Here is a 21,266-nt window from a genome sequence, read left to right on the forward strand (position 1 = left end):
TTTATCAATCTCATACTGATTTAAATATCGCCGGAGGTCATAGCTCAAAATATGACCTCCGGCATTTTTTTCTGTTAAAATCATAAGGCGGTTTTTGCCATTTACTATTATTTTTGTATTTTTGCCCGAAATAAAATTATTATGGAGTTATACTACGCTTTTTCTGTAATTATCGTTCTAGCAGCACTGTTCTCATACGTAAATGTACGTTATGTGAAACTGCCTATGACCATAGGTATTATGGTCATCGCTATGATGGTATCCGTAGGGGTTCGCCTCTTCGGAGGCGAGATATTTTCAGGATTATCGCATAAGTTAGAATCTCTATTACAAGGCTTTGACTTTACCGAAATACTGATGGGGGCAATGCTTAACTTCCTGCTTTTTGCCGGTGCTTTGCACATCAATATCTCTGACCTAAAAGAGTATAAACTTCCTATTTTCACTTATGCCACTATCAGCGTAGTGCTTTCGGCGTTCTTCGTGTCGCTTTTGTTGTACTACATAGCTCCGCTGGTAGGCATTCACATACCTTATGTGTACTGTCTGCTTTTTGGTACGCTCATTTCGCCTACCGACCCCATCGTAGTATTGGGAGTATTAAAACAGGCTAAAGTACCCAAACGCATCGAGACTAAAATAACAGGCGAATCGCTTTTTAATGATGGGGTAGCCGTAGTGATGTTTGCCGTAGTGCTCAAATTGGCTACCGATACCTCGTTTGTACCTTCGTTCAATACCATTACCAAGCTCTTTTTACTCGAAGCAGGAGGTGGTATTTTCTTAGGGGTACTATTAGGTTGGGTAGCTTCAGAAATGATGAAGAAAGCAGACGACTATCACGTTAGCGTGCTCCTTACCTTAGCGGTAGTAATGGGGGGCTTCTTAATAGCTAAGGCTTCGCACGTATCATCTCCTTTGGCAATGGTGATTGCTGGTTTATTTATAGGCAATGTGGGCAAGAAAGCCAATAGCGAGGAAAATAAAGACTACCTCGAAAGGTTTTGGGCAATAGTAGACGAGATTATGAATGCTATTCTATTCCTATTCATAGGTTTTGAGATGCTGCTAATCAAGAATTTAGACGGACAGTTTCTTTTAGGCGGAATAGCCATCATAGTGTGTTTATTAGCGCGTGGGCTTTCTATTTATATCCCTGCCAAAACGATACTTCGCAAAGTAACTACCTACTCACGCGGCTCACTTATCACTATGGTATGGGGCGGTATACGCGGTGGGGTATCTATCGCCTTAGTACTCTCAATTCCGGCAGATAAAGCTGGCATAAAAGAAACATTATTACAAATCACTTATATAGTAGTACTATTCTCTATACTGATACAAGGACTTTCGGTAGGCAAGGTAGCCAGCAAGGCACTGCACCGCGATGAGGTAATGGCAAGACTGAAGAGGATAAAGCAAATACAAAGAGCAAAACAATAATACTACTTTAAAACAGAAAGAAATGCAAAAAGATAAAGGTTTAGTGAGTGCCAAAGAAGTAGCTGCGGCCATTAATATAGATAAATTAGGATTTCTGGGTACCTTTGGGGGGTGGACGCTGATGAAGCTGCTACGCCTCTCAAAGCTCAATGATATTTATAACCGCACCAAACACCGCCAAGGGATAGACTTCCTCAATACACTATTAGATGAGTTTGAAATAAAATTCGAGATACCAGAGGAAGATTTCAGAAATATACCCAAAGAAGGGGCATTCATCACTATTTCTAACCACCCATTAGGGGGGATAGATGGTATTTTGCTACTTAAACTTTTAGTAGAAAAACGCCCTGACTTCAAGATTATTGCTAACTTTCTGCTACAGCGTATCGAGCCTTTAGCTCCTTATGTGCTGCCTGTCAATCCGTTTGAAGACCGCAAGAACGTAAAATCAAGCGTATTAGGCTTTAAACACGCTATTGAACATTTGCGACAAGGACAGCCTTTAGGCTTGTTCCCCGCAGGCGAAGTATCTGTTACCAAAGAAGGGCAGCTAATGGTAGACAAGCCTTGGGAAGAGGCTGCTATGAAATTGGCACAAAAGGCAAAAGTACCTATCATTCCTATCTATTTTCACGCTAAAAACAGCAAATTATTCTACTTTTTGGCTAACATCAGCGATACGCTACGCACCGCTAAGTTGCCGTCAGAACTACTCACTCAGAAGGAGCGCACTATCTATATACGTATCGGAAAGCCTATTTCACTTGCTATGCAAGAAGAGCATCCCGAATTAGACGACTATACCGAGTTTTTGCGCAAGAAAACATATATTTTGGCCAATACTTTTGAGCAAGACAAGAAGTTTTTACCTTTATCTAATGTACTGAGCATCAGCAAAGCTCAACCCAACCCTCAACAGATAGAAGCCCCTATACAGACTGACCTGATAGAGAAAGAAATAGATAACATCACCAAAAAAGATTACCGCCTACTAAAGAATAACAATTATGAGGTATTTCTTGCTCCTTATGAAGAGATACCCAACATAATGAAAGAAATAGGTAGGCTGCGCGAGATAACTTTCCGTGAGGTAGGCGAAGGTACTAATGCTTCGTCAGACTTAGATAAGTTTGACCTTTATTACCGTCACCTTTTCTTATGGGATACACAAGCAAAGAAATTAGTCGGGGCTTACCGAATGGGCTTAGGGGCTGAGATTTTCCCTAAATACGGCATTGAGGGCTTTTACACCCACGATTTATTCCGTTTTGAGCCCGAACTCTACGATATGATGAGCAAAACCATAGAAATGGGGCGTGCTTTTATCATTTCAGAATACCAACAGAAGCCTATGCCGCTATTTTTGCTCTGGAAAGGGATAGCTCATACCACTTTGCGCTATCCAGAGCACTCATATCTACTCGGCAGTGTGAGTATTAGCAATCAGTTTTCTAACTTCTCTAAGTCGCTAATGATTGAGTTTATGAAGTCGAATTTCTACGACCCTTATATAGCTCAATATGTGCGCCCTAAAAAGGAGTTTAAAGTAAAGCTGAAAGATGAAGATAAAGACTTTATTTTTGACGAAACCAAAGCCGACCTTAATAAGTTTGATAAGATTATTGACGAACTCGAGCCGGGCAACTTGCGCCTACCAGTGCTCATCAAAAAGTATATCAAGCAGAACGCTAAGGTTATCGCTTTCAACGTAGACCCTTTATTTAATAACTCGGTCGATGGGCTGATGTACATCAGAATAGCGGACCTACCTGATAGCACAATGAAGCCTGTAATTGAAGAATTTCAAGCAGAACTCGAGGCCAGAGACAATGCCAAGAATGAGAGTAAAGCAGAAAACAAACAATAGAAGTTTTTTAGATAGATGAAAAGAATCATATTATTTGCAACCATAGCACTGCTACAAATGGTAGCGGTAGCACAAACGGTAGTCGTACCTAATAAGTTTGCTTTCCTAAAGAGTGATAACGAATACCAGCTAAATATACTCACCAAATTCTTGATTGAAAAACAAGGGTTTAAAGCCTATATGGAAAACGAAGTGCCTGCGGAATTGCTAAACACCCCTTGCAATCTACTCAAAGCTGATGTGAAAAACGAATCAAATATGATGACTTCTAAACTCAGATTAGTGCTAACCGACTGTGCTAATAAAGAAGTTTTCAGTTCTGAAGTAGGTAAAAGTAGAGAAAAAGAGTACAAAAAATCATACCAAGAGGCACTGCGTAATGCTTTAGCCGGAAATGCTTTGGCTACTTTCAGAAAACAGTATCAGCAACCTCAATCGCCACAACCTTCTCAGTCATCAGTTAATGAAACTCCAGAAGAAGATTCTATTTACCAACTCAATGCTAAAAAAGTAGGCGATTTGTACGAGTTGCGCTGGCGACACAATGATGAGTTATTTTTAAAAGCTAGAAAGACTATTACCCCCGACCTATATGTAGCTTATGAGGTAGCCAACCATAAATTTGGTATAGTACAAAAAGATGGCTCAACTTTTTACAGAATCACCTTATACACAGAAATAGAGGGGAAAGACACTGTCGTTTTGGCAGCAATTAAATTTATTGAATAACTAAAAAACAATCTTACTTGTATTCTAAAGCTGAAGCAAAAAAACTACGCGAAGACTTCTGGACTTCCTTTGGCAAGTCGTTCCCCCGCAAATGGACGCTATACGACACTAAAATAAAGGATTTCAGTTTTAAGTTTTCATTCGACCTAAAAAAGGCACGAGTACTCATCGCTATAGAAGATAGCGATAAAGAAAAGCGCGCCTTGTATTATAACAAAATGCTTTCGCTAAAGAACATCTTGCAAACTGATTTTCTACCCGATGCTATCTACGAGGAGCATCTAATATTAGACAATCAGAAAGAAATAAGTGCTATATACATTGAAAAAACAGGTGTTAGCATTCATAACAAAGCCACTTGGCAAGAGGTAATGGTATTTTTGAATGATGGAATGGCACAAATAGAGGCTTTTTGGGCTGAATATAAAGATATTATTGTAGAGAATGACGAATTTTGATAAAATAAAATAGTTTTATGAAACGAAGAACCTTTTGGAATTTATTACTTATCCTTTTTGTGATTTCTTTTTTTGTAACACCATTAGGATATGAGAGTAAAATATTGCTGCAACGCATTTTTGCTAGTTCAGTAGATATTATACCCGAAAATCAAGCACGCACCATCGACTTTGATTGGCAACTGAAAGACCGCGATAATAAGCAGTTTAATTTTTCGCAAACCAAAGGAAAGAAGCCTGCTTTTGTGTATTTCTTTTCATCGTGGAGGGGTATCAGTATTGCCGACCTATATGCCGTAGAAAAACTATATGATACTTATAAGGATAAGGTAGATTTTTATATCATCACCAATGAGTTACCTACTCCTGTAGACGAAATGATGCAAAAACGCAACTTTCACTTCAAGGTTACCTATCTAATTATAGGTGAGAAAATGCCTTTCGACCCTGAAAAAATACCTTCAGGCTATATAGTTGATAAGAACGGAAAGGTACGTGCTGAGAAAGAAGGAATAGCGCGATGGAATAGCGATGCAGTACACCAACTGATAGAACAGCTCTTACAATAAGTGTTTTTTATTTGTAAGTTAAAAATAATTATAGCAATAGTATTTTAAATTCAATCTAAAATACTATCTTTGCGCGCTGTTTGAGAAATAGACAAAAAGGTCGGTTAAAATCAGATAGCTAACACACATAATTATTCAATAGATAAAAATGGCTAAATATACAGAAGAAGAACTTAAAGAAGAATTAGAAAATAGCGAATACAAGTATGGCTTTTACACTGATATCGAGTCGGATACATTTCCGAAAGGGCTCAATGAAGAGGTCGTAATAGCCTTGTCGAAAAAGAAAAACGAACCCGAATGGATGACTGAATGGCGATTAGAGGCTTTCAGAGCGTGGCAAGCTATGGAAGAGCCACCACACTGGGCTAACATACAGTTCGAAACTCCTAATTTTCAAGATATTGCTTACTATTCAGCACCTAAACAGAAACCCAAACTTAACAGCCTTGATGAGGTAGACCCTCAGCTTTTAGAGACTTTCGAGAAATTGGGCATCTCGCTCGAAGAGCAAAAACGCCTTGCGGGGGTAGAAGACAAACCCGCAGTAGCTATGGATGTAGTAATGGACTCGGTGTCAGTAGCTACTACCTTTCAAAAGACCTTAGCCGAGCGCGGTATTATCTTCTGCTCAATGTCTGAAGCTATACAAAAGCACCCCGACTTAGTACGCAAGTACCTCGGTACAGTGGTCCCTAAGACCGACAACTTCTATGCAGCTCTAAACTCCGCTGTCTTTTCTGATGGGTCTTTCTGCTATGTACCTAAAGGAGTGCGCTGCCCTATGGAGCTCTCTACCTATTTCCGTATCAATCAGGCAGGTACAGGGCAATTCGAGCGTACTCTCTTAATAGTAGATGAAGGCGCTTACGTATCGTACTTAGAGGGTTGTACCGCCCCCAGACGCGATGAAAACCAGCTACACGCAGCCGTTGTAGAGCTAATAGCAATGGAAGGTGGCGAGATAAAATACTCTACTGTTCAGAACTGGTTCCCTGGTGATAAAGACGGCAAAGGCGGTGTTTACAACTTTGTAACTAAGCGTGCTTTAGCAGAGAAGAATGCTAAGATATCATGGACGCAAGTAGAAACAGGGTCAGCTATCACTTGGAAATACCCTTCAGTAGTGCTAAAAGGTGATAATTCTATAGGCGAATTTTACTCTATAGCGGTTACTAACCACTTTCAGCAGGCTGATACGGGTACTAAGATGATACATTTGGGCAACAACACTAAATCAACAATTATTTCTAAAGGAATTTCAGCAGGAAAATCACAAAATAGCTACCGAGGATTAGTAAAAGTAGTACCTAAGGCTAAGAATGCCCGCAATTTCTCTCAATGCGACTCATTACTAATGGGCAATAACTGTGGGGCACATACTTTCCCTTATATAGAGGCTAAAAACCCTACGGCACAGATAGAGCACGAAGCAACTACTTCAAAAATCGGTGAAGACCAGATTTTCTACTGCAACCAGCGCGGTATTGATACCGAAAAAGCCATTTCACTCATCGTAAATGGTTTTGGCAAAGAGGTACTAAATAAACTCCCTATGGAGTTTGCCGTAGAAGCTCAAAAACTTTTAGAGATTTCATTAGAAGGAAGTGTAGGTTAATTCTCAATTATTAATTGAAAAAAATATGATTCTTTCACCTTCATTACTAGCAGCAGATTTTGGCAACCTGCAACAAGCGGTGCAGATGGTCAATGCCAGTGAAGCCGATTGGTTCCACATCGATATTATGGACGGGGTATTTGTACCTAATATCTCGTATGGTATGCCGGTACTCTCGGCTATCAATAAGCACGCTACCAAGCCATTAGATGTACACCTAATGATTATCGACCCCGACCGCTATATCAGTACCTTTGCAAAGCTGGGTAGCCACATACTCACGGTGCATTACGAGGCTTGTACCCACTTACACCGCACGCTGCAAGCTATCAAAGCCGAGGGTATGAAAGCAGGGGTTGCTCTCAATCCTCATACGCCTGTTGCTTTGTTAGAAGACATTATCAAAGATGTAGATCTTCTCTTACTGATGAGCGTAAACCCAGGTTTCGGAGGACAGTCATTTATAGAAAATACTTATAAAAAAGTACGACAAGCCAGGGCGCTTATCACACAAGCAGGAGCTAATACTCTCATCGAAATAGACGGAGGGGTAACCTTAAGCAATGCCAAAGCATTGGTAGAGGCAGGTGCCGATGCCTTAGTAGCAGGTAGCTTCGTGTTCAACGCTGCTAATCCTACCCAAACAATAGCAGAGCTAAAAGCAAAAGCCTAAAAAACAAAACAATATAATATAATAACTTTGTCAAAGTTTCAGGACTTTGACAAAGTTTTTTTATACCTTTTGTCTAACTACTTCAGCCCCAATAATCTCTATATCAAAAGACTCGTCAGGGCGTGCTTTAAGGTATTGCAATTTGCGTATATGCACAAGGTAACTCTGCTGGGCTACAGCTCGTTTCTCATCATCTTCTATTACCGAAACAATCTCACGCTCTGGGTAAGTAAGGAGCAACAAAAAGTCTAACTGCCCATAATCATCAGCTATGTGTAGTATACGCGCTTTAGCGGGCAGACTACGGCTCAGCTGATAGTACTTCGCTGCGTGAGCAGTATAATCAGCTTTTACCGCTCTTACTACCTCAATATCTTTATACAGATAGTTCAGCTGCAATTTCTGCTTCAGATAATCCACCCCCTCTAAGCGTTGTCGCAACTGAGCAAACTGCTCACGGAAGTACGCCCCCACCTGCTTAGCTTTCTCACGCGGGGTAGTACCAAATCGGGTATCATCAGGAGCGATAGGTTCAGCAGCTACTATAGTAACCGCCCCATCGTAGATGATAAAATCCCCTTTAGGCAGCACTTCTGAAGTACCGTGAATATACACCGGCACTATAGGCTTCTGCAAAGTATCCGCTATGTAGAACGCCCCCTGATGAAAACGATGAATGCGATTGCTCTCCGAGCGTTTCCCCTCCGGAAATATCACCACCGAAATCCCCTCTTGTAAGTGCTGTTGCAGCAAAGGCATTCCTTTTTCTATACCCTCTGATGCCGGATAAGCCCCCATAGCGCGAAGGTATCTACCAAAGATAACCGAGCGATACACCCAATCATTTACCACATAACTCAACCGATGGCTATATAGCTCCAACGCAAGCGTATCAAGCCACGAAGTGTGATTGGCTATCACTACCGAAGGCGTATCGGTATTGAGTAGCTGGCGATTCTCTATGCGCTTGCGCACCCGCCAATTAGAGAAAAGCACCGTAGCGGCTAAGACTGATGAGAGCCTGCGTAACCCACGCTTGCTGCTCGGAAAAACAGTAGCCAGCACCCAACCTACATTGCTGAGAATTACTGACGACAAGGCGTAGTAAGAAAGAGAGAATATAGAGTGCAACAACAAACGCAAACTAACCGGAGAAAGCCCTTTTTGAGGTCTTCGGAAGATAAAAAACTTAAATATAGTAGGATAAAACACAAAAGTAATAACCAAAGCAGTAAAAATACCCAGCACTGACACCGAAGCTATCGACCTGAGCGCAGGGTGTTTAGCAAAAATAAGCGTTCCTATCGCCAAAAAGGTCGTAATAGAGGCTAATAATACTGATACTTTATAAACCGGAAGCTCATTTTTGCCATTAGTATAGTCTTTTTGCAGAGCACAAGTCATAAAAATACTAAAATCAACGGAATGACCGAGCACTAAGGTACAGACTATCATACTAAATACATTAAATTCTATACCGAAAAAGTACATCAGCGCTGCCGTAACTACCCCCGTCACTCCAATAGGAATAAGAGTGAGCAGCACTAACTCTATACGCCTAAAAAAGAGCAATAAAATAAGAAAAATAGCTATAGAAGAATAATTTACCAATAGCAGTATATCGTCTTTAAGCTTACCCAAAAAAGTCTCGCTAAGGTTCTTGCGGTCTATCACTATAGCCCCTGTGCGCTGTTCTATCTGTTCAACAAAGCGCGTATGCTCGCTATCCGTCAGCTTCACAAGGTTAGCAAGGGTATAAAAACCGTCTTTTTCAGTGATAAAATCATCTAAAGGAAGCGCTGAAAGAGCCTTATAATCATCTAAAGAGCGTATAGGCTCAAAATCAGTGGTAAGAAAGTCGAAAAAAGGAGCATAAGTACTCTCTTTAAAGCCATATTGAACGCCCAACTGCTGTAATTGTGTTCGCAAAGCCTCCTGACGGGCTCCCGACCAGAACGTTTGCCAACGCTTAATGCGCTCTTGCTGCTCCGTTTGCGGCAAAATAATGGCTGCCACCGAACTAAACTGCCTAATACTATCGGTTGCCTTCAGATGCTGCAATTGCTGGTATAAGTGGTAGTTATGCGTTAAGGCTTCTTCTAAACTATTGCCATAGGCAGCTGCGTACACCGATTTATACTGACTATCAGTCAGTTGTTCCAACTGCTGTTGGGCTACCTGATAGCGCGGATTTACATAATTAATACTCGCTATATCGCCGTTAAACTTCACCTTCTGAAAGTAGAAAAAACTCACCCCTATCAGCAACAAGCAGGCACCTACTATCCACTTATTGCGGTGGAAAGGGTAGCCCCCTACCCTATCGAGAAACGTACGGCGCACCACCACCCCCTTATCAGCGCGGTAAAGATGCGGCACTAACACCAGAGAGAGCAAGGCTGAAACCATAATGCCAATAAAGGCAAAAATGCCCAAATCTTGCATCACTTCTGAATGCACAAACAGCAAACAGAGAAAAGAAATAGCCGTAGTAATACTGCTGAGCAGAATAGGCACCGTTACAGCGCGATACAATTCCGAGGCCGTTTTGGCTACCTTGTAATGAGTGAGTATATGCAGCGAATAATCGATAGTAACCCCCAATAACACCGCCCCTAAGCTGATAGAAATAGCCGAAATACTACCCTTAAGTACATACAGAAACGCCAAGGCAGAGAGCACCCCAAACACCGAGGGGATAAAGGCGATAAGCGGTATATACACACTGCGATAGAAGAAAATAAGCAGTAAGCAAAGTACTGATAATGAAATAAGTACAGTAGTGAGTATATCCGTTTTTATCTGAGTCGCATTGCTAACCGATATAAACGGAGCTCCAAAAAAATGTATTTGCAGCTTTGCCCCATAGTGCTGCTGTAGTTGCGCTTGCAGCTGTTCGAGCTGTTGCACCAAAGCCGTATTGTGCTCGGTATCATTGCCCTCAAAACGGGGAGTAACAAAAAAGAGCAAATGCTGCTCGTCTTTGGTAGTGAGAAAGCCATTCGTGAGCTTGAAATCCGTGCCTATATTGAGGGCTTGTAGCTTCTCTAATCCTCTGAAAGTGAGACCGAAAGGGTCAGTGCGTATAAACGATTGCGCTACCATACCCGCAGGGGTAAGCATTGCCTTGTAATGCGCCTGTATCAAAGCGTTAAGGCTGTCAGGCTGCATACGCGCTGCCAGGGAAGTGTAATCGTCTTCAGTGAGAAAGAGCGGCAAATGACTATTGACGAACTGCCACGCACTCTCTACCTCCTCATCAGCTACAACACCCTGTACCCCAGCTATATAGGGTTGCAATGCCTTAGTATTCAGACTATCAACTATAGCGGTTGCGGCTGCCTGCATATCGGCAAGCGCCCCCTCTTTAGCCGAGAGTATCACCGAAATCTTATCGGCAAAATTGAGCTGTTTCAGTACCTTCGAGGTCAGATTGGTCTTATCGTTCTGCGGAAGCACTTTGGTTATATCCTCTTCAAAGCGCAAGCCCCTACCCCCCCATAGCGCTATAAGCAGCCACGCCGCCAAAAAAGCAACTGCCGCGAGCTTATGCCGAACTATATATTGATAAATAATATTCAATTTCTATTTTTTATTTTTGAAACAAGTTTTTTAGCACTCTTACCCAAGCGAACGATGAGCGAAGGATAAGCGAAGGTTGAGCGAACAAACACCAACTACTCCTTAAACAAAAAACAACTTCGGAAACAACACCTCCATAGGCTTCTTAATTAAGAAAATCTTCAGAGTAGCCCACAGAAAACTAAACCCATAGCTAAAAAACTGCACTAATACTGCCCAAACGGACATCAATCCTATCTGAATACTGCCATTTTCGCGAGCGCTATCCCACGCTATAAGCACAAAATAACACAGATACACCAAAAGCGCCCCTATAGAGCCGCACAAAGCCAATAATATAGCCCCACAAAGCCCTAAAGCAAAGCAGGTAGGGAGCCAAAAAGTAATTTTACGCGTGTGCGGATGCCAATGATTCAGAATGGCACGCGTTTGCCCAAACTTACTGACTTGCTTCTGAAATTTTTGCCAAGAGATGCGCCGCTTGTGAAAGACAAATGCCTCGGGTATAAACGCCGTCTCAAAGCCCTTACCCCATAATCTAATCACCAAGTCGGGGTCTTCACCTGGGTGAATCTTACCAAAACCGCCAGTAGCCTCAAAAGCCGCCCTCGAAAGCCCCATATTGAAGCTGCGTGGCTCAAAACGCTGTACCCCACGCGCACTACCGCGTATGCCCCCCGTAGTGAAAAACGAAGTCATTGTATAATTGATAGCCTTTTGTACCTTAGTGAAATGCTCGTCAGCCGTATCAGCCCCTCCAAAACAATCTACATAATGCGCCTGCAAATAGTCGTCTACCGCCTCCAAATAATGAGGTGGCAAAAGGCAATCTGAGTCTAAAATGAGAAAATAATCGTACTTGGCGTGGCGCATACCATAATTGCGCGAGTCACCGGGACCTGTATTAGGTTTAGCCAAATAAGTGATTGAAAGTGAAGATTGGTATTGCTGACAAATTGATTCTGATGAAATGGTCGAACCATCTTCTATCACTACTACCTCAAAATCAGCAGTATAAGTCTGCCCTGCAAGGCTCCTCAGCAGTTCGTCTAACTCGTCAGGACGGTTATATACAGGAATGATAAAACTGTATTGCATCTGTTAAAGTATTGTTAAAGTTTAGTGCTTTTGTAACATCTTGATTTTCTTGTACGTATAATAGACTGAACAAGAAAAGACAAAATTAAGGATATTTTCTGAATGAGACAACTAAAAATTACCAAACAGGTTACGAACCGCGAAACGGCCTCTCTTGATAAGTACCTACAAGAGATAGGGCGCGTTGATTTAATCACCGCTGATGAAGAGGTAGAATTGGCACAACGTATCAAAGAGGGCGATGTAGCTGCCTTAGAAAAACTGACCAAAGCCAACCTGCGCTTCGTTGTATCAGTTGCCAAACAGTATCAAAACCAAGGGCTTACCCTACCCGACCTCATCAACGAGGGCAATTTAGGGCTTATAAAGGCTGCCCAACGTTTTGACGAAACACGAGGCTTTAAGTTTATATCATATGCCGTATGGTGGATTCGCCAGTCTATATTGCAAGCCTTAGCCGAACAGTCGCGTATAGTGCGCTTGCCTCTAAACAAAATTGGCTCTATCAATAAGATTAACAAGATGTACGCCTATTTAGAGCAAGCCAATGAGCGTGTACCATCGGCTGAAGAGATTGCCCGCGAGCTTGATATGTCAGTTAATGATGTGAAGGAATCGATGAAGAACTCAGGTCGCCATATATCTATGGACGCTCCTTTGGTAGAAGGCGAAGACTCTAACCTTTACGACGTAATCCGAAGCAACGAGTCGCCCAACCCCGACAAAGAGCTTATCCTTGCCTCATTGCGCACCGAGATTGAGCGTGCCCTCGAGACCCTCACCCCTCGCGAAGCCGACGTGATTAGACTGTACTTTGGCTTAGGCGACCAGCACGCAATGACCCTTGAGGAAATAGGCGAAACCTTCGACCTTACCCGCGAACGTGTACGCCAGATAAAAGAAAAAGCTATCCGACGCCTCAAACACACCTCGCGAAGCAAAATACTAAAAACATACTTAGGATAATAAGACAATTTGCCGATTTGACAATGAAACATTTGACAAATCGGCAAATTGGCAAATTGACAAATCGGCAAATTAAAAAATGAATTACATTTGGGAACCAAAACTACTACCTTCAGAAGCTATTATTGAAAAACTCAGACGAGAACTCCATTTGAGTCAAACCACCGCTACCCTATTAGCCCAGCGCGGTATCACTACTTATGATGAGGCAATGCACTTCTTCAGCCCCAGTTTAGCCTCTCTGCACGACCCTTTTCTGATGAAAGATATGCACAAGGCAGTCGCGCGTCTGAGCAAAGCTATCAATACTCAAGAAAAAATACTTATTTACGGCGATTATGATGTAGATGGCACCTCAGCCGTATCGCTGTTGTACCGCTACCTCAGAGGCCACACTTCTCTGCTTTACACCTACATACCCGACCGCTATACCGAAGGCTATGGCATTTCGTTTCAGGGGATAGACTACGCTGCCAGCAAGCGCTGTAGCCTTATTATTGCCCTCGACTGTGGCATTAAAGCTATCGACAAGGTGCAATACGCCACCGATAAAAGCATCGACTTTATTATCGGCGACCACCACCGCCCCGATGCGCAAGTACCTGACGCCGTGGCTATACTCAATCCCCAACAAGCTGATTGCCCCTATCCTTACAAAGAGCTCTGCGGCTGTGGTATAGGCTTTAAGTTAGTACAAGCCTACCAACAGCATCTATCACGTCCTTTTGAAGAAATACGCCCTTTGTTAGACTTGGTAGCTATTGCCACTGCTGCCGACATTGTAGCGATGAATGGCGAAAATCGCACCCTTACCTACTTCGGCTTAGAGGTGATAAACCAGCAACCTTCAGCGGGGGTTAGTGCTCTTTTAGGTGAAAATCAAAAAAGGGTAGGTATTGGTGATGTAGTGTTTAAGGCAGCTCCCCGCATCAATGCGGCAGGGCGGATAGAGCACGGCAAATACGCAGTAGCCTTACTGACCGAAACCGACAGCCGCAAGGCGAAAGAAAAAGCCTACGAGATTGAATTGCTAAATAGCGAACGAAAAGAATTAGACAGCAGTATTACCCAAGAGGCTTTGGCTCAAATAGAAGAAAACGGAGAGCAAAACCGCTATAGTACTGTAGTATTCAACCCCCATTGGCATAAGGGAGTCATTGGTATTGTAGCCTCGCGCCTGATAGAAACCTATTACCGCCCTACTTTAGTCTTTACCCAAAGTGGCGATAAGTATGCCGCATCGGCGCGCTCTATTACAGGGTTTGACATCTACGACGCTTTAGAGCAATGCAGCGAGTACCTAGAGCAGTTTGGCGGACACACCTATGCCGCAGGGCTCACGCTCTTACCTGAGCAATACTCAGACTTCAAAGAGGCTTTTGAGCAAGTAGTAGCGCAAAAGCTAGCTAATTTGCCTCACGACCCTAAAATCTGCTTTGATACCCAACTACCACTGAGCAAAATAACCGAAAAGCTAATAGGGGTGCTCAAACGCTTTGAGCCTTTTGGACCTAACAATTTACCTCCTCTTTTCTATGCAGAGAATGTAATCGATACAGGCTTTGCTAAAGCTATTGGGAAAGATGAAAAGCACCTAAAGCTCAACCTACGCGAGGTTGGCAGCCCTCACTACTTCGGGGCAGTAGCCTTTGATTTAGCTGACCGATTGCCCATAGTAGAATCGGGGCGACCTTTCAGCATTATCTACTCTATAGAAGAAAACATATGGAATGGTATTATACGCCCTCAGTTGCGCATACACGACATTAAGGGATAAGTGATGCTACTACTGCCTGTAGCACTCCGTCTACAGTAGGCTCTGTAGCGACTATTACTGATGCCCAATGCGGAGTAGCTGCCTGCGCCGTAGTAGTGCCTATGCAATACACCTGCTCTGCGGCTGCTGTATGAGTGGATAGGTAGCTCTGCACCCCTGAAGGACTGAAAAACAGAATCGCATCTACTGGTGCTGCAAGGGTTATAGGGGTAAAGACCGTATCATAGACGGTAATCTCTGCAACTTGTAGCTTTTCAGAGGCAAAGAAATCAGGGAGGGTGTTAAGGCGATGCGTACCTACAAAAAAAGCAATACGCCCCTCTTGATAGCGCGATAAGTCATTGCGCATATAGGCTACCAAATCGGTAGCATAGTCGGTGGCATAACATACCTTAAACCCCTTTGATTGTAGCAGTTGCTGTGTTTTGACGCCCACACAAAGCACAGGCGTAGAGAGCAGCTCTTGCCACTGCGGATGTGCTAATACACTCTGTACCCCATTCTGACTAGTGAAAATAAGCCATTCATAAGGCAACGAAAGCGCAAAAGGTAGCGGAGGCGTAGCGATAAAATTATGCTGCACCAGCGTAAAGCCCAATGCTTGTAGGCGCTGTTGCTGTGCAGAGGTAAGGCATTTGGTAGATAAGACTTTCATATATAAAAGATATAAAAGATATAAAAAAAAGAAATCGGTGTGCAACTATGAGGGTAGTAGCACACCGATTAAATTTTTAAAGAGGGGTTCCTTCATTAGTTTTGAAACGATATTCTAAGTAAGAATAGGCGTCGCGGGGCAGTATCTTTATCCACCGCTTGTATTTCAGAAACCATTTAAAACGAATAGAGTTTAGGAATCCTTTGGTCAAATAAGCTGCTATGAAAGGGTGTGCATTAAGCACAATACGCCCTTTGTAAGCATCCTCCTTAATAATGCTTTCAAGTTCTATGTTGATTTTATCAATAAGAACAATAGGGGCTTCAATTTCGCCCTCTTTGCTTGGGTTCTCTTCTTTAGTTTTGATGTTCAGCTCTTGGCGTACGCGTTGCCGAGTGATTTGTATAAGCCCAAACTTACTTGGGGGCAGTATTTTGTGTTTGGCGCGGTCTTCAGCCATTTCATCGCGAAGATGGTCAAACAATATACGGCGGTTATCGCTATTTGCCATATCAATAAAATCAACTACTATGATACCCCCCATATCGCGGAGGCGCAGTTGGCGTGCTATCTCGGTAGCAGCAATCAGGTTTACTGATAAGGCTGTAGTTTCTTGGTCGTTATTTTTGTTAGAGTGATTTCCACTATTTACGTCAATTACGTGTAAGGCTTCGGTGTGCTCTATGACTAAGTAAGCCCCCTTAGGCATTGATACGGTACGACCGAAAGCCGTCTTTATCTGACGTTCAATATGAAATTTCTCAAAAATAGGTACCGATGAGCGGTATAATTTTACGATGCTTTCTTTTTCAGGTGCTATCTCTTGCACATACTTCTTTATCTGCTCGTACAACTGTTCGTTATCTACGTGTATACCTGTAAAAGTATCGTTGAACAAGTCGCGGAGTATGGCACCTGTTCTGTTCACTTCGCTCATCACCTTAGAGGGATAAACCGCTTTTTGAATTTTTCTGCACATCAAAACCCAGCGATTGAAGAGAGACTGTAAATCCTTGTCTAATTCGGCTACTTTTTTCCCTTCGGCTACCGTGCGCACTATTACGCCAAAGCCTTTAGGCTTAATGCTTTGCAAGAGTTTTCGCAAACGTTCTTTCTCGGATTTGCTCTCTATCTTCTGCGAGATAGAAATACGGTCAGAAAAAGGTACGAGTACTAAATACCTACCCGCTATAGAGAGTTCGGAACTGATACGAGGGCCTTTGGTAGAGATAGGCTCTTTGACTATCTGCACCAATATAGGCTGATTAGGTTTGAGAGTATCGGCTACCGAGCCATTCTTATCGATATCTGGTTCAAGAGGGAAGTCTTTTAGGGAGAAATCTTTTAATTTCCCTGAGATAACCCACTTGATAAACTTAAGCAAAGAAGCTAACTGAGGTCCTAAGTCGTGGTAATGTAGGAAGGCATCTTTTTCGTGTCCTACATTAACGAAAGCCGCATTGAGCCCTTGTATAGGCTTGCGCACTTTGGCTAACATTATGTCGCCCACACCCAGACCGTTAGTATCTTCTTCTTTGTGAAGCTCTATCAGCCTACCGTCTCTGAGCAAAGCAAAATCTACGTAAGAGGAGCCAGAACGGATAATTAATTCTTTTTCCACTTTGTTGGATTTTTAGTTAATAATTCAATGAACAATTTAGGGTTGTTTTTAAGCAAGAAAAAGTAGTTAAAAACTACTTTTTCTTTTTGTGGCGATTAGCTCTCGCTCTTTTTTTGCGTTTGTGGTTAGCCACTTTATGTCTTTTTCTTTTTTTTCCGCTTGGCATAACTTTATTATTTTTATATGATTAATATTAATTTACTTTTACATTGTCTTTCACAGTGTCTACAAATACCTTAGCTGGCTTAAAGGCAGGAATGTTGTGAGCAGGTATTTTTAAGGTAGTATTTTTAGAAATATTACGCCCTGTTTTTTCGGCTCTTGTTTTGATTATAAAACTGCCGAAACCTCTCAAATACACGTTTTGTCCATCTTTTAAAGAGTTAATCACTTCATCCATAAAGTTTTCAACGATTAACTGAACTTCGTTTTTGTCAAGACCTGATTTGTCGGAAATCTTTGATACAATTTCTGCTTTTGTCATCTTTGTTATTTTTATATATGAATATTTATCTTCGTATTTGTGGGCGCAAAGATACAAATTAAATATTTAATAAACACTATGTTAGCAGATTTTTTTTAGCTTTTATTTATCACCTTTCTTTCAAAAAGATAACAAAATACTGATTATCAGCTTTTTATAACTTTTGTCACTTTTCTTCATCTTCTACTGTTAGCTGGGCTACATCTTGCCAAAAAGTTGGATATGACTTAGTTACCACCTCTTTATCGAGTATTACGAGTGGGGTGAGGAGCATCAGCGGGGCAAACGCCATCGCCATACGATGGTCATTATAAGTAGCTACTTGCACTCCGCTATTCAAACTACGGCAAGGGGGGAATTGCAGGCTGTCGGTAGTGATGGTTACCTCCGCGCCGAACTTGCTCAGCTCGGTTTGTAAGGCTGTGAGGCGGTCGGTTTCTTTTATACTTAGGGTATGTAAGCCTGACAACACACAACCTATCCCCAAGCCTAAGCAGGTAACTGCAAGGGTTTGTGCTATGTCGGGGGTGGCATTGAGGTCGGCCGTAAAGCAGTCTGTTTGAGGAGCTGACACCTTAGTAAGTGTGAGGGTCGTATCACTGAGGGTAGTGGTAACCCCCAGCGCGCGATACAGCTGCTGTAGTGCGCTGTCGCCTTGCAAACTCGGTTGCTTAAAGTCGCGGAGTGAGAGGGTTGTACCTATAGGCGAAAGGGCTACAAAACTATACCAATAGGAAGCGGAAGACCAATCTGACTCTACCTGCCAATGGTAGTTCTGTAGGCTATCGGCAGGGGTGATTCGTATCTCGTTGCCGCTGAACTGCACGTGCTCTTCACCAATGCAATAGGACAACAGGTCGAGGGTCATCTGTAGGTAGGGTAAAGAGGTGATACTACCGGTAAGCTCTAAATGAAGTCCGTTGGGGAGCGTAGGCGCAATGAGGAGCAAGGCAGAGCTGTACTGGCTGCTGACATTGCCCTGCAAGCTAACACGGCTGCCTTTTAGTTCTTTCCCTTTGATACGCAGGGGTGGAAAGCCTTCTTTTTCTGTATAGGTGATATCTGCCCCAAGCGAGCGCAGGGCATCGACTAATAGGGCTATAGGTCGCTGGTGCATACGCTCTGAGCCCATCAGCAGGACATCAGCCCCTAACTGCGCTGCAAAATAGGCTGTAAGGAAACGCATAGCCGTACCGGCGTGATGCACATCTATCAGCGGTGTGCAAGAGTACAATGCTTTTAGGAGTAAGCGGGTGTCATCGGCTGTAGAGAGGTTGCTAATAGAGAGTTCGGGGTACAACGCCTGCAAGAGTAACGCTCTATTGCTTTCGGATTTAGAACCTGACAGCTGTAGTGACTGCCCTGAACGCAGTGAAGATTTTGAAAGGGAAATGTCCATTTTTAGTCGTTAGTGATTAGTGGTTAGTAATTAGTCGCTAGTCGTTAGCCGTTAGTGTATGGCATAATCTCTACTTATTTTTGGCAAAGATACAAAATATTTTTGAATTTTGATGTTTTTCTGTGTTTGGAAGGTTCATTAGATGTTTATACTTCGCTAATCGTTCGCTAACTGTTCGCTCTTCCTGTATCCTTCCTATATCGATTGTATAGGGTAAGCGTAGAGAGAATAATTTTCTAAACATTCAAGAAAAAGCAAAAAATTAGGAATATGAGAAATGTAGTGTAACCTGTAACGTGTAATTACACGCACTTTACACATTTATTAACATAGTTATTAACAAGCTATCGACAAGTTATTAACGAATTATCTGTTTGACTATAAAGACATTAAAGTATTTATTAACAGGTAATGATAAGTTTGGCACAGTTTTTTCAATGTATATAGCGTAAGTTAGAAGATTAAACATTTATAATTTATTAGTGCATACTTATAATGTGAATGGTGGCTCTTTCAGCATATACAAAAAATTGGTTAAGAAATTAAATTACTGAGAAAAAATTGCTAAAAGAAACATTGTTAGATAAGAATCATTAAAACGAAGTTGTTGAAAAAAATTAAATTCATTTTGTTGTTGGGAAACAACTTTTCATTGAGAAACATTGCTAAAATTTAATTGCTAAACAGCTATCATTCATTGAGCTAACAAAATTGGGAGTTAGTAGTAGTATTTATATTATATGCATTGAAAAAAGTTTCCTTGTGATAAGGAAACTTTTTTTTTGGTAAAGAGTGTAATTATTTCAAAATAAAATTGTACCTTTGCACACTTTTTGAATTCTGAATTTTGAATTCTGAATTATTGTAACAAAAGCAAATATTAATTATATAGATTTTAGAAAACGTTATGAAAAACCCCATTCTTTTAGTAGAAGATGATGTAGTGTTTTCAAAAATGCTTAGTCGCTTTTTGGAACGCAACGGATATGATGTGATTGGGTGCTATAGTTTAGAAGAGGCCGAGAAAAACTTGACCCCTGCTATTAAAATGATATTTACCGACCTAAGGCTGCCCGATGGTGATGGTATCAACTTTCTAAAGCAGGTGAAAGATATTTTCCCTAACTTGCCCGTGGTGGTTATGACCAGCTACGCCGAGGTTTCGACTGCTGTAGAAGCGATGAAACTCGGTGCTTTTGACTATATCTCTAAACCCTTTCAGCAGGAAGATGTGCTTAATGTGATAAAAAATGCCCAAAATACGGTATTTTCTACCCCTAAGCCTGAAACTGTAGAGACTGCTGCTCCTTTGAGCAAAACTGACCATAGCAGTCCGGCGAAAATGGTGAAAGCCCCTAAGGTGACGGAAGAAAATCCGTATATAGAGGGGGTAAGTCCTGCGTCTAAAAAGCTGAGCAAGTTTATCAACTTGGTGGCTCCGACCGATATGTCGGTGCTCATTATGGGCGAAAGCGGTACTGGTAAAGAGGTGGTAGCAAAGCTGATACACCTGAAAAGCGAGCGCCGCAACAAGCCTTTTATAGCGGTAGACTGCGGAGCCATACCTAAAGAAATAGCCTCGAGTGAGTTTTTCGGACACGTAAAGGGTTCGTTTACAGGGGCTATCACCGATAAAAAAGGACACTTTGAAGAGGCTAATGGCGGTACAATCTTCCTTGATGAAGTGGGTAACCTTAGCTATGAAAACCAAATACAGCTGTTGCGTGCCCTACAAGAGCGCCGTATTAAGCCTATTGGTAGTTCAAAAGAAATAGAAGTAGACATCAGAGTATTGGCGGCTACTAATGAGGACTTATTGGAGGCGGTGAACAAAGGTGATTTTCGCGAGGATTTATACCACCGCTTGAATGAGTTTGCTATAAAAGTGCCATCGCTAAGCGAGCGCAAAGACGACTTGATGATATTTGCTTCGTATTTTTTGGAAAAAGCGAACGAAAAGCTGCACAAAAACGTGCAAGGCTTTACCGAAAGAGCTGTTCAGAAGATGCTCAACTACAACTGGGGCGGTAACCTACGCGAGTTATCGAACGTAGTGAAACGCGCTACACTGCTCACCACTACTGATTATATCAGCGAAAATGAGTTGCCTGACTTTGTGATGAGTGAGACTCGCCACTTCCCTACTGAACGTTTTTCATTTTCGACCAAAGAGAATGAGCGCGAACTGATTATCGGAGCGCTACACGAAACGAATAATAATAAGACTGAAGCGGCTAAACTGCTGGGCTTCACCCGTAAAACCCTTTATAACAAGCTAAAAGCGTATAACATAGAGGAGTTTTAGGCGATTTGCTGATTTGACA

16 protein-coding genes are annotated in these 21,266 nt (G+C 42.2%); 10 read left to right on the forward strand and 6 right to left on the reverse strand.

What is annotated here, in order from left to right; translation table 11 throughout:
• The first annotated feature begins 141 nt into the window (after positions 1-141).
• The 7 genes from C8P65_RS04420 to rpe all read left to right on the forward strand — a co-directional run bounded on the left by C8P65_RS04420 (position 142) and on the right by rpe (position 7,360).
• Positions 142-1,443, forward strand: a complete 1,302-nt coding sequence (locus C8P65_RS04420) for a cation:proton antiporter (protein WP_107781658.1) — start codon at positions 142-144, stop codon at positions 1,441-1,443.
• 22 nt (positions 1,444-1,465) lie between these two features.
• Complete coding sequence (locus C8P65_RS04425) at positions 1,466-3,313, forward strand: GNAT family N-acyltransferase (protein WP_107781660.1); 1,848 nt, start codon at positions 1,466-1,468, stop codon at positions 3,311-3,313.
• A gap of 15 nt (positions 3,314-3,328) precedes the next feature.
• Positions 3,329-4,042, forward strand: coding sequence for a hypothetical protein (locus tag C8P65_RS04430; protein ID WP_107781661.1), 714 nt, complete (start codon positions 3,329-3,331; stop codon positions 4,040-4,042).
• 17 nt (positions 4,043-4,059) lie between these two features.
• Entirely contained in the window at positions 4,060-4,500 is a 441-nt protein-coding gene (locus tag C8P65_RS04435; protein WP_009389288.1) for a DUF4268 domain-containing protein, read from the forward strand.
• 17 nt (positions 4,501-4,517) lie between these two features.
• Positions 4,518-5,069, forward strand: coding sequence for a TlpA family protein disulfide reductase (locus C8P65_RS04440; protein ID WP_009389287.1), 552 nt, complete (start codon positions 4,518-4,520; stop codon positions 5,067-5,069).
• Positions 5,070-5,217: 148 nt separating this feature from the next.
• The gene (sufB, locus tag C8P65_RS04445; protein ID WP_107781663.1) at positions 5,218-6,687 is read left to right on the forward strand and encodes a Fe-S cluster assembly protein SufB; all 1,470 of its coding nucleotides are present in this window, start codon (positions 5,218-5,220) and stop codon (positions 6,685-6,687) included.
• 25 nt (positions 6,688-6,712) lie between these two features.
• Positions 6,713-7,360 (forward strand): ribulose-phosphate 3-epimerase, encoded by a 648-nt coding sequence (rpe, locus tag C8P65_RS04450; RefSeq protein ID WP_107781665.1) that lies wholly within the window; start codon positions 6,713-6,715, stop codon positions 7,358-7,360.
• Between the two features lie 60 nt (positions 7,361-7,420).
• Here rpe and C8P65_RS04455 read toward each other — a convergent pair whose 3' ends face one another.
• Together C8P65_RS04455 and C8P65_RS04460 are read right to left on the reverse strand one after the other, a co-directional pair.
• Positions 7,421-10,942 carry a 1-acyl-sn-glycerol-3-phosphate acyltransferase gene (locus C8P65_RS04455; protein WP_107781667.1) on the reverse strand — a complete coding sequence of 1,174 codons (3,522 nt, stop codon included), beginning with the start codon at positions 10,940-10,942 and terminating at the stop codon, positions 7,421-7,423.
• A gap of 102 nt (positions 10,943-11,044) precedes the next feature.
• A complete protein-coding gene (locus tag C8P65_RS04460; protein ID WP_107781669.1) occupies positions 11,045-12,040 on the reverse strand; it encodes a glycosyltransferase family 2 protein in 996 nt (331 codons plus the stop codon).
• Between the two features lie 102 nt (positions 12,041-12,142).
• On the opposite strand from C8P65_RS04460, the gene C8P65_RS04465 reads away from it, so the two are divergent.
• Positions 12,143-13,006, forward strand: coding sequence for a sigma-70 family RNA polymerase sigma factor (locus C8P65_RS04465; protein ID WP_009389281.1), 864 nt, complete (start codon positions 12,143-12,145; stop codon positions 13,004-13,006).
• Between the two features lie 79 nt (positions 13,007-13,085).
• Positions 13,086-14,783, forward strand: coding sequence for a single-stranded-DNA-specific exonuclease RecJ (recJ, locus tag C8P65_RS04470; protein ID WP_107781670.1), 1,698 nt, complete (start codon positions 13,086-13,088; stop codon positions 14,781-14,783).
• Here the strand turns inward: recJ and C8P65_RS04475 are convergent.
• The 4 genes from C8P65_RS04475 to C8P65_RS04490 form a co-directional block, all read right to left on the reverse strand.
• Complete coding sequence (locus C8P65_RS04475; protein WP_107781672.1) at positions 14,773-15,438, reverse strand: uroporphyrinogen-III synthase; 666 nt, start codon at positions 15,436-15,438, stop codon at positions 14,773-14,775. The two genes, recJ and C8P65_RS04475, sit on opposite strands and share 11 nt — an antisense overlap.
• Before the next feature lie 76 nt (positions 15,439-15,514).
• A complete protein-coding gene (locus tag C8P65_RS04480) occupies positions 15,515-17,059 on the reverse strand; it encodes an Rne/Rng family ribonuclease (RefSeq protein ID WP_095914320.1) in 1,545 nt (514 codons plus the stop codon).
• Between the two features lie 193 nt (positions 17,060-17,252).
• A complete protein-coding gene (locus tag C8P65_RS04485) occupies positions 17,253-17,543 on the reverse strand; it encodes an HU family DNA-binding protein (RefSeq protein ID WP_009389277.1) in 291 nt (96 codons plus the stop codon).
• A gap of 166 nt (positions 17,544-17,709) precedes the next feature.
• A complete protein-coding gene (locus C8P65_RS04490) occupies positions 17,710-18,942 on the reverse strand; it encodes a 3-phosphoshikimate 1-carboxyvinyltransferase (protein ID WP_107781674.1) in 1,233 nt (410 codons plus the stop codon).
• A 907-nt stretch (positions 18,943-19,849) separates the two neighbouring features.
• Between C8P65_RS04490 and C8P65_RS04495 the strand changes: the two genes are divergently transcribed.
• The gene (locus C8P65_RS04495) at positions 19,850-21,247 is read left to right on the forward strand and encodes a sigma-54-dependent transcriptional regulator (protein WP_107781676.1); all 1,398 of its coding nucleotides are present in this window, start codon (positions 19,850-19,852) and stop codon (positions 21,245-21,247) included.
• Positions 21,248-21,266: the final 19 nt, after the last annotated feature.

The sequence above is a fragment of the Capnocytophaga leadbetteri genome (assembly GCF_003054025.1).
GTDB lineage: Bacteria > Bacteroidota > Bacteroidia > Flavobacteriales > Flavobacteriaceae > Capnocytophaga > Capnocytophaga leadbetteri.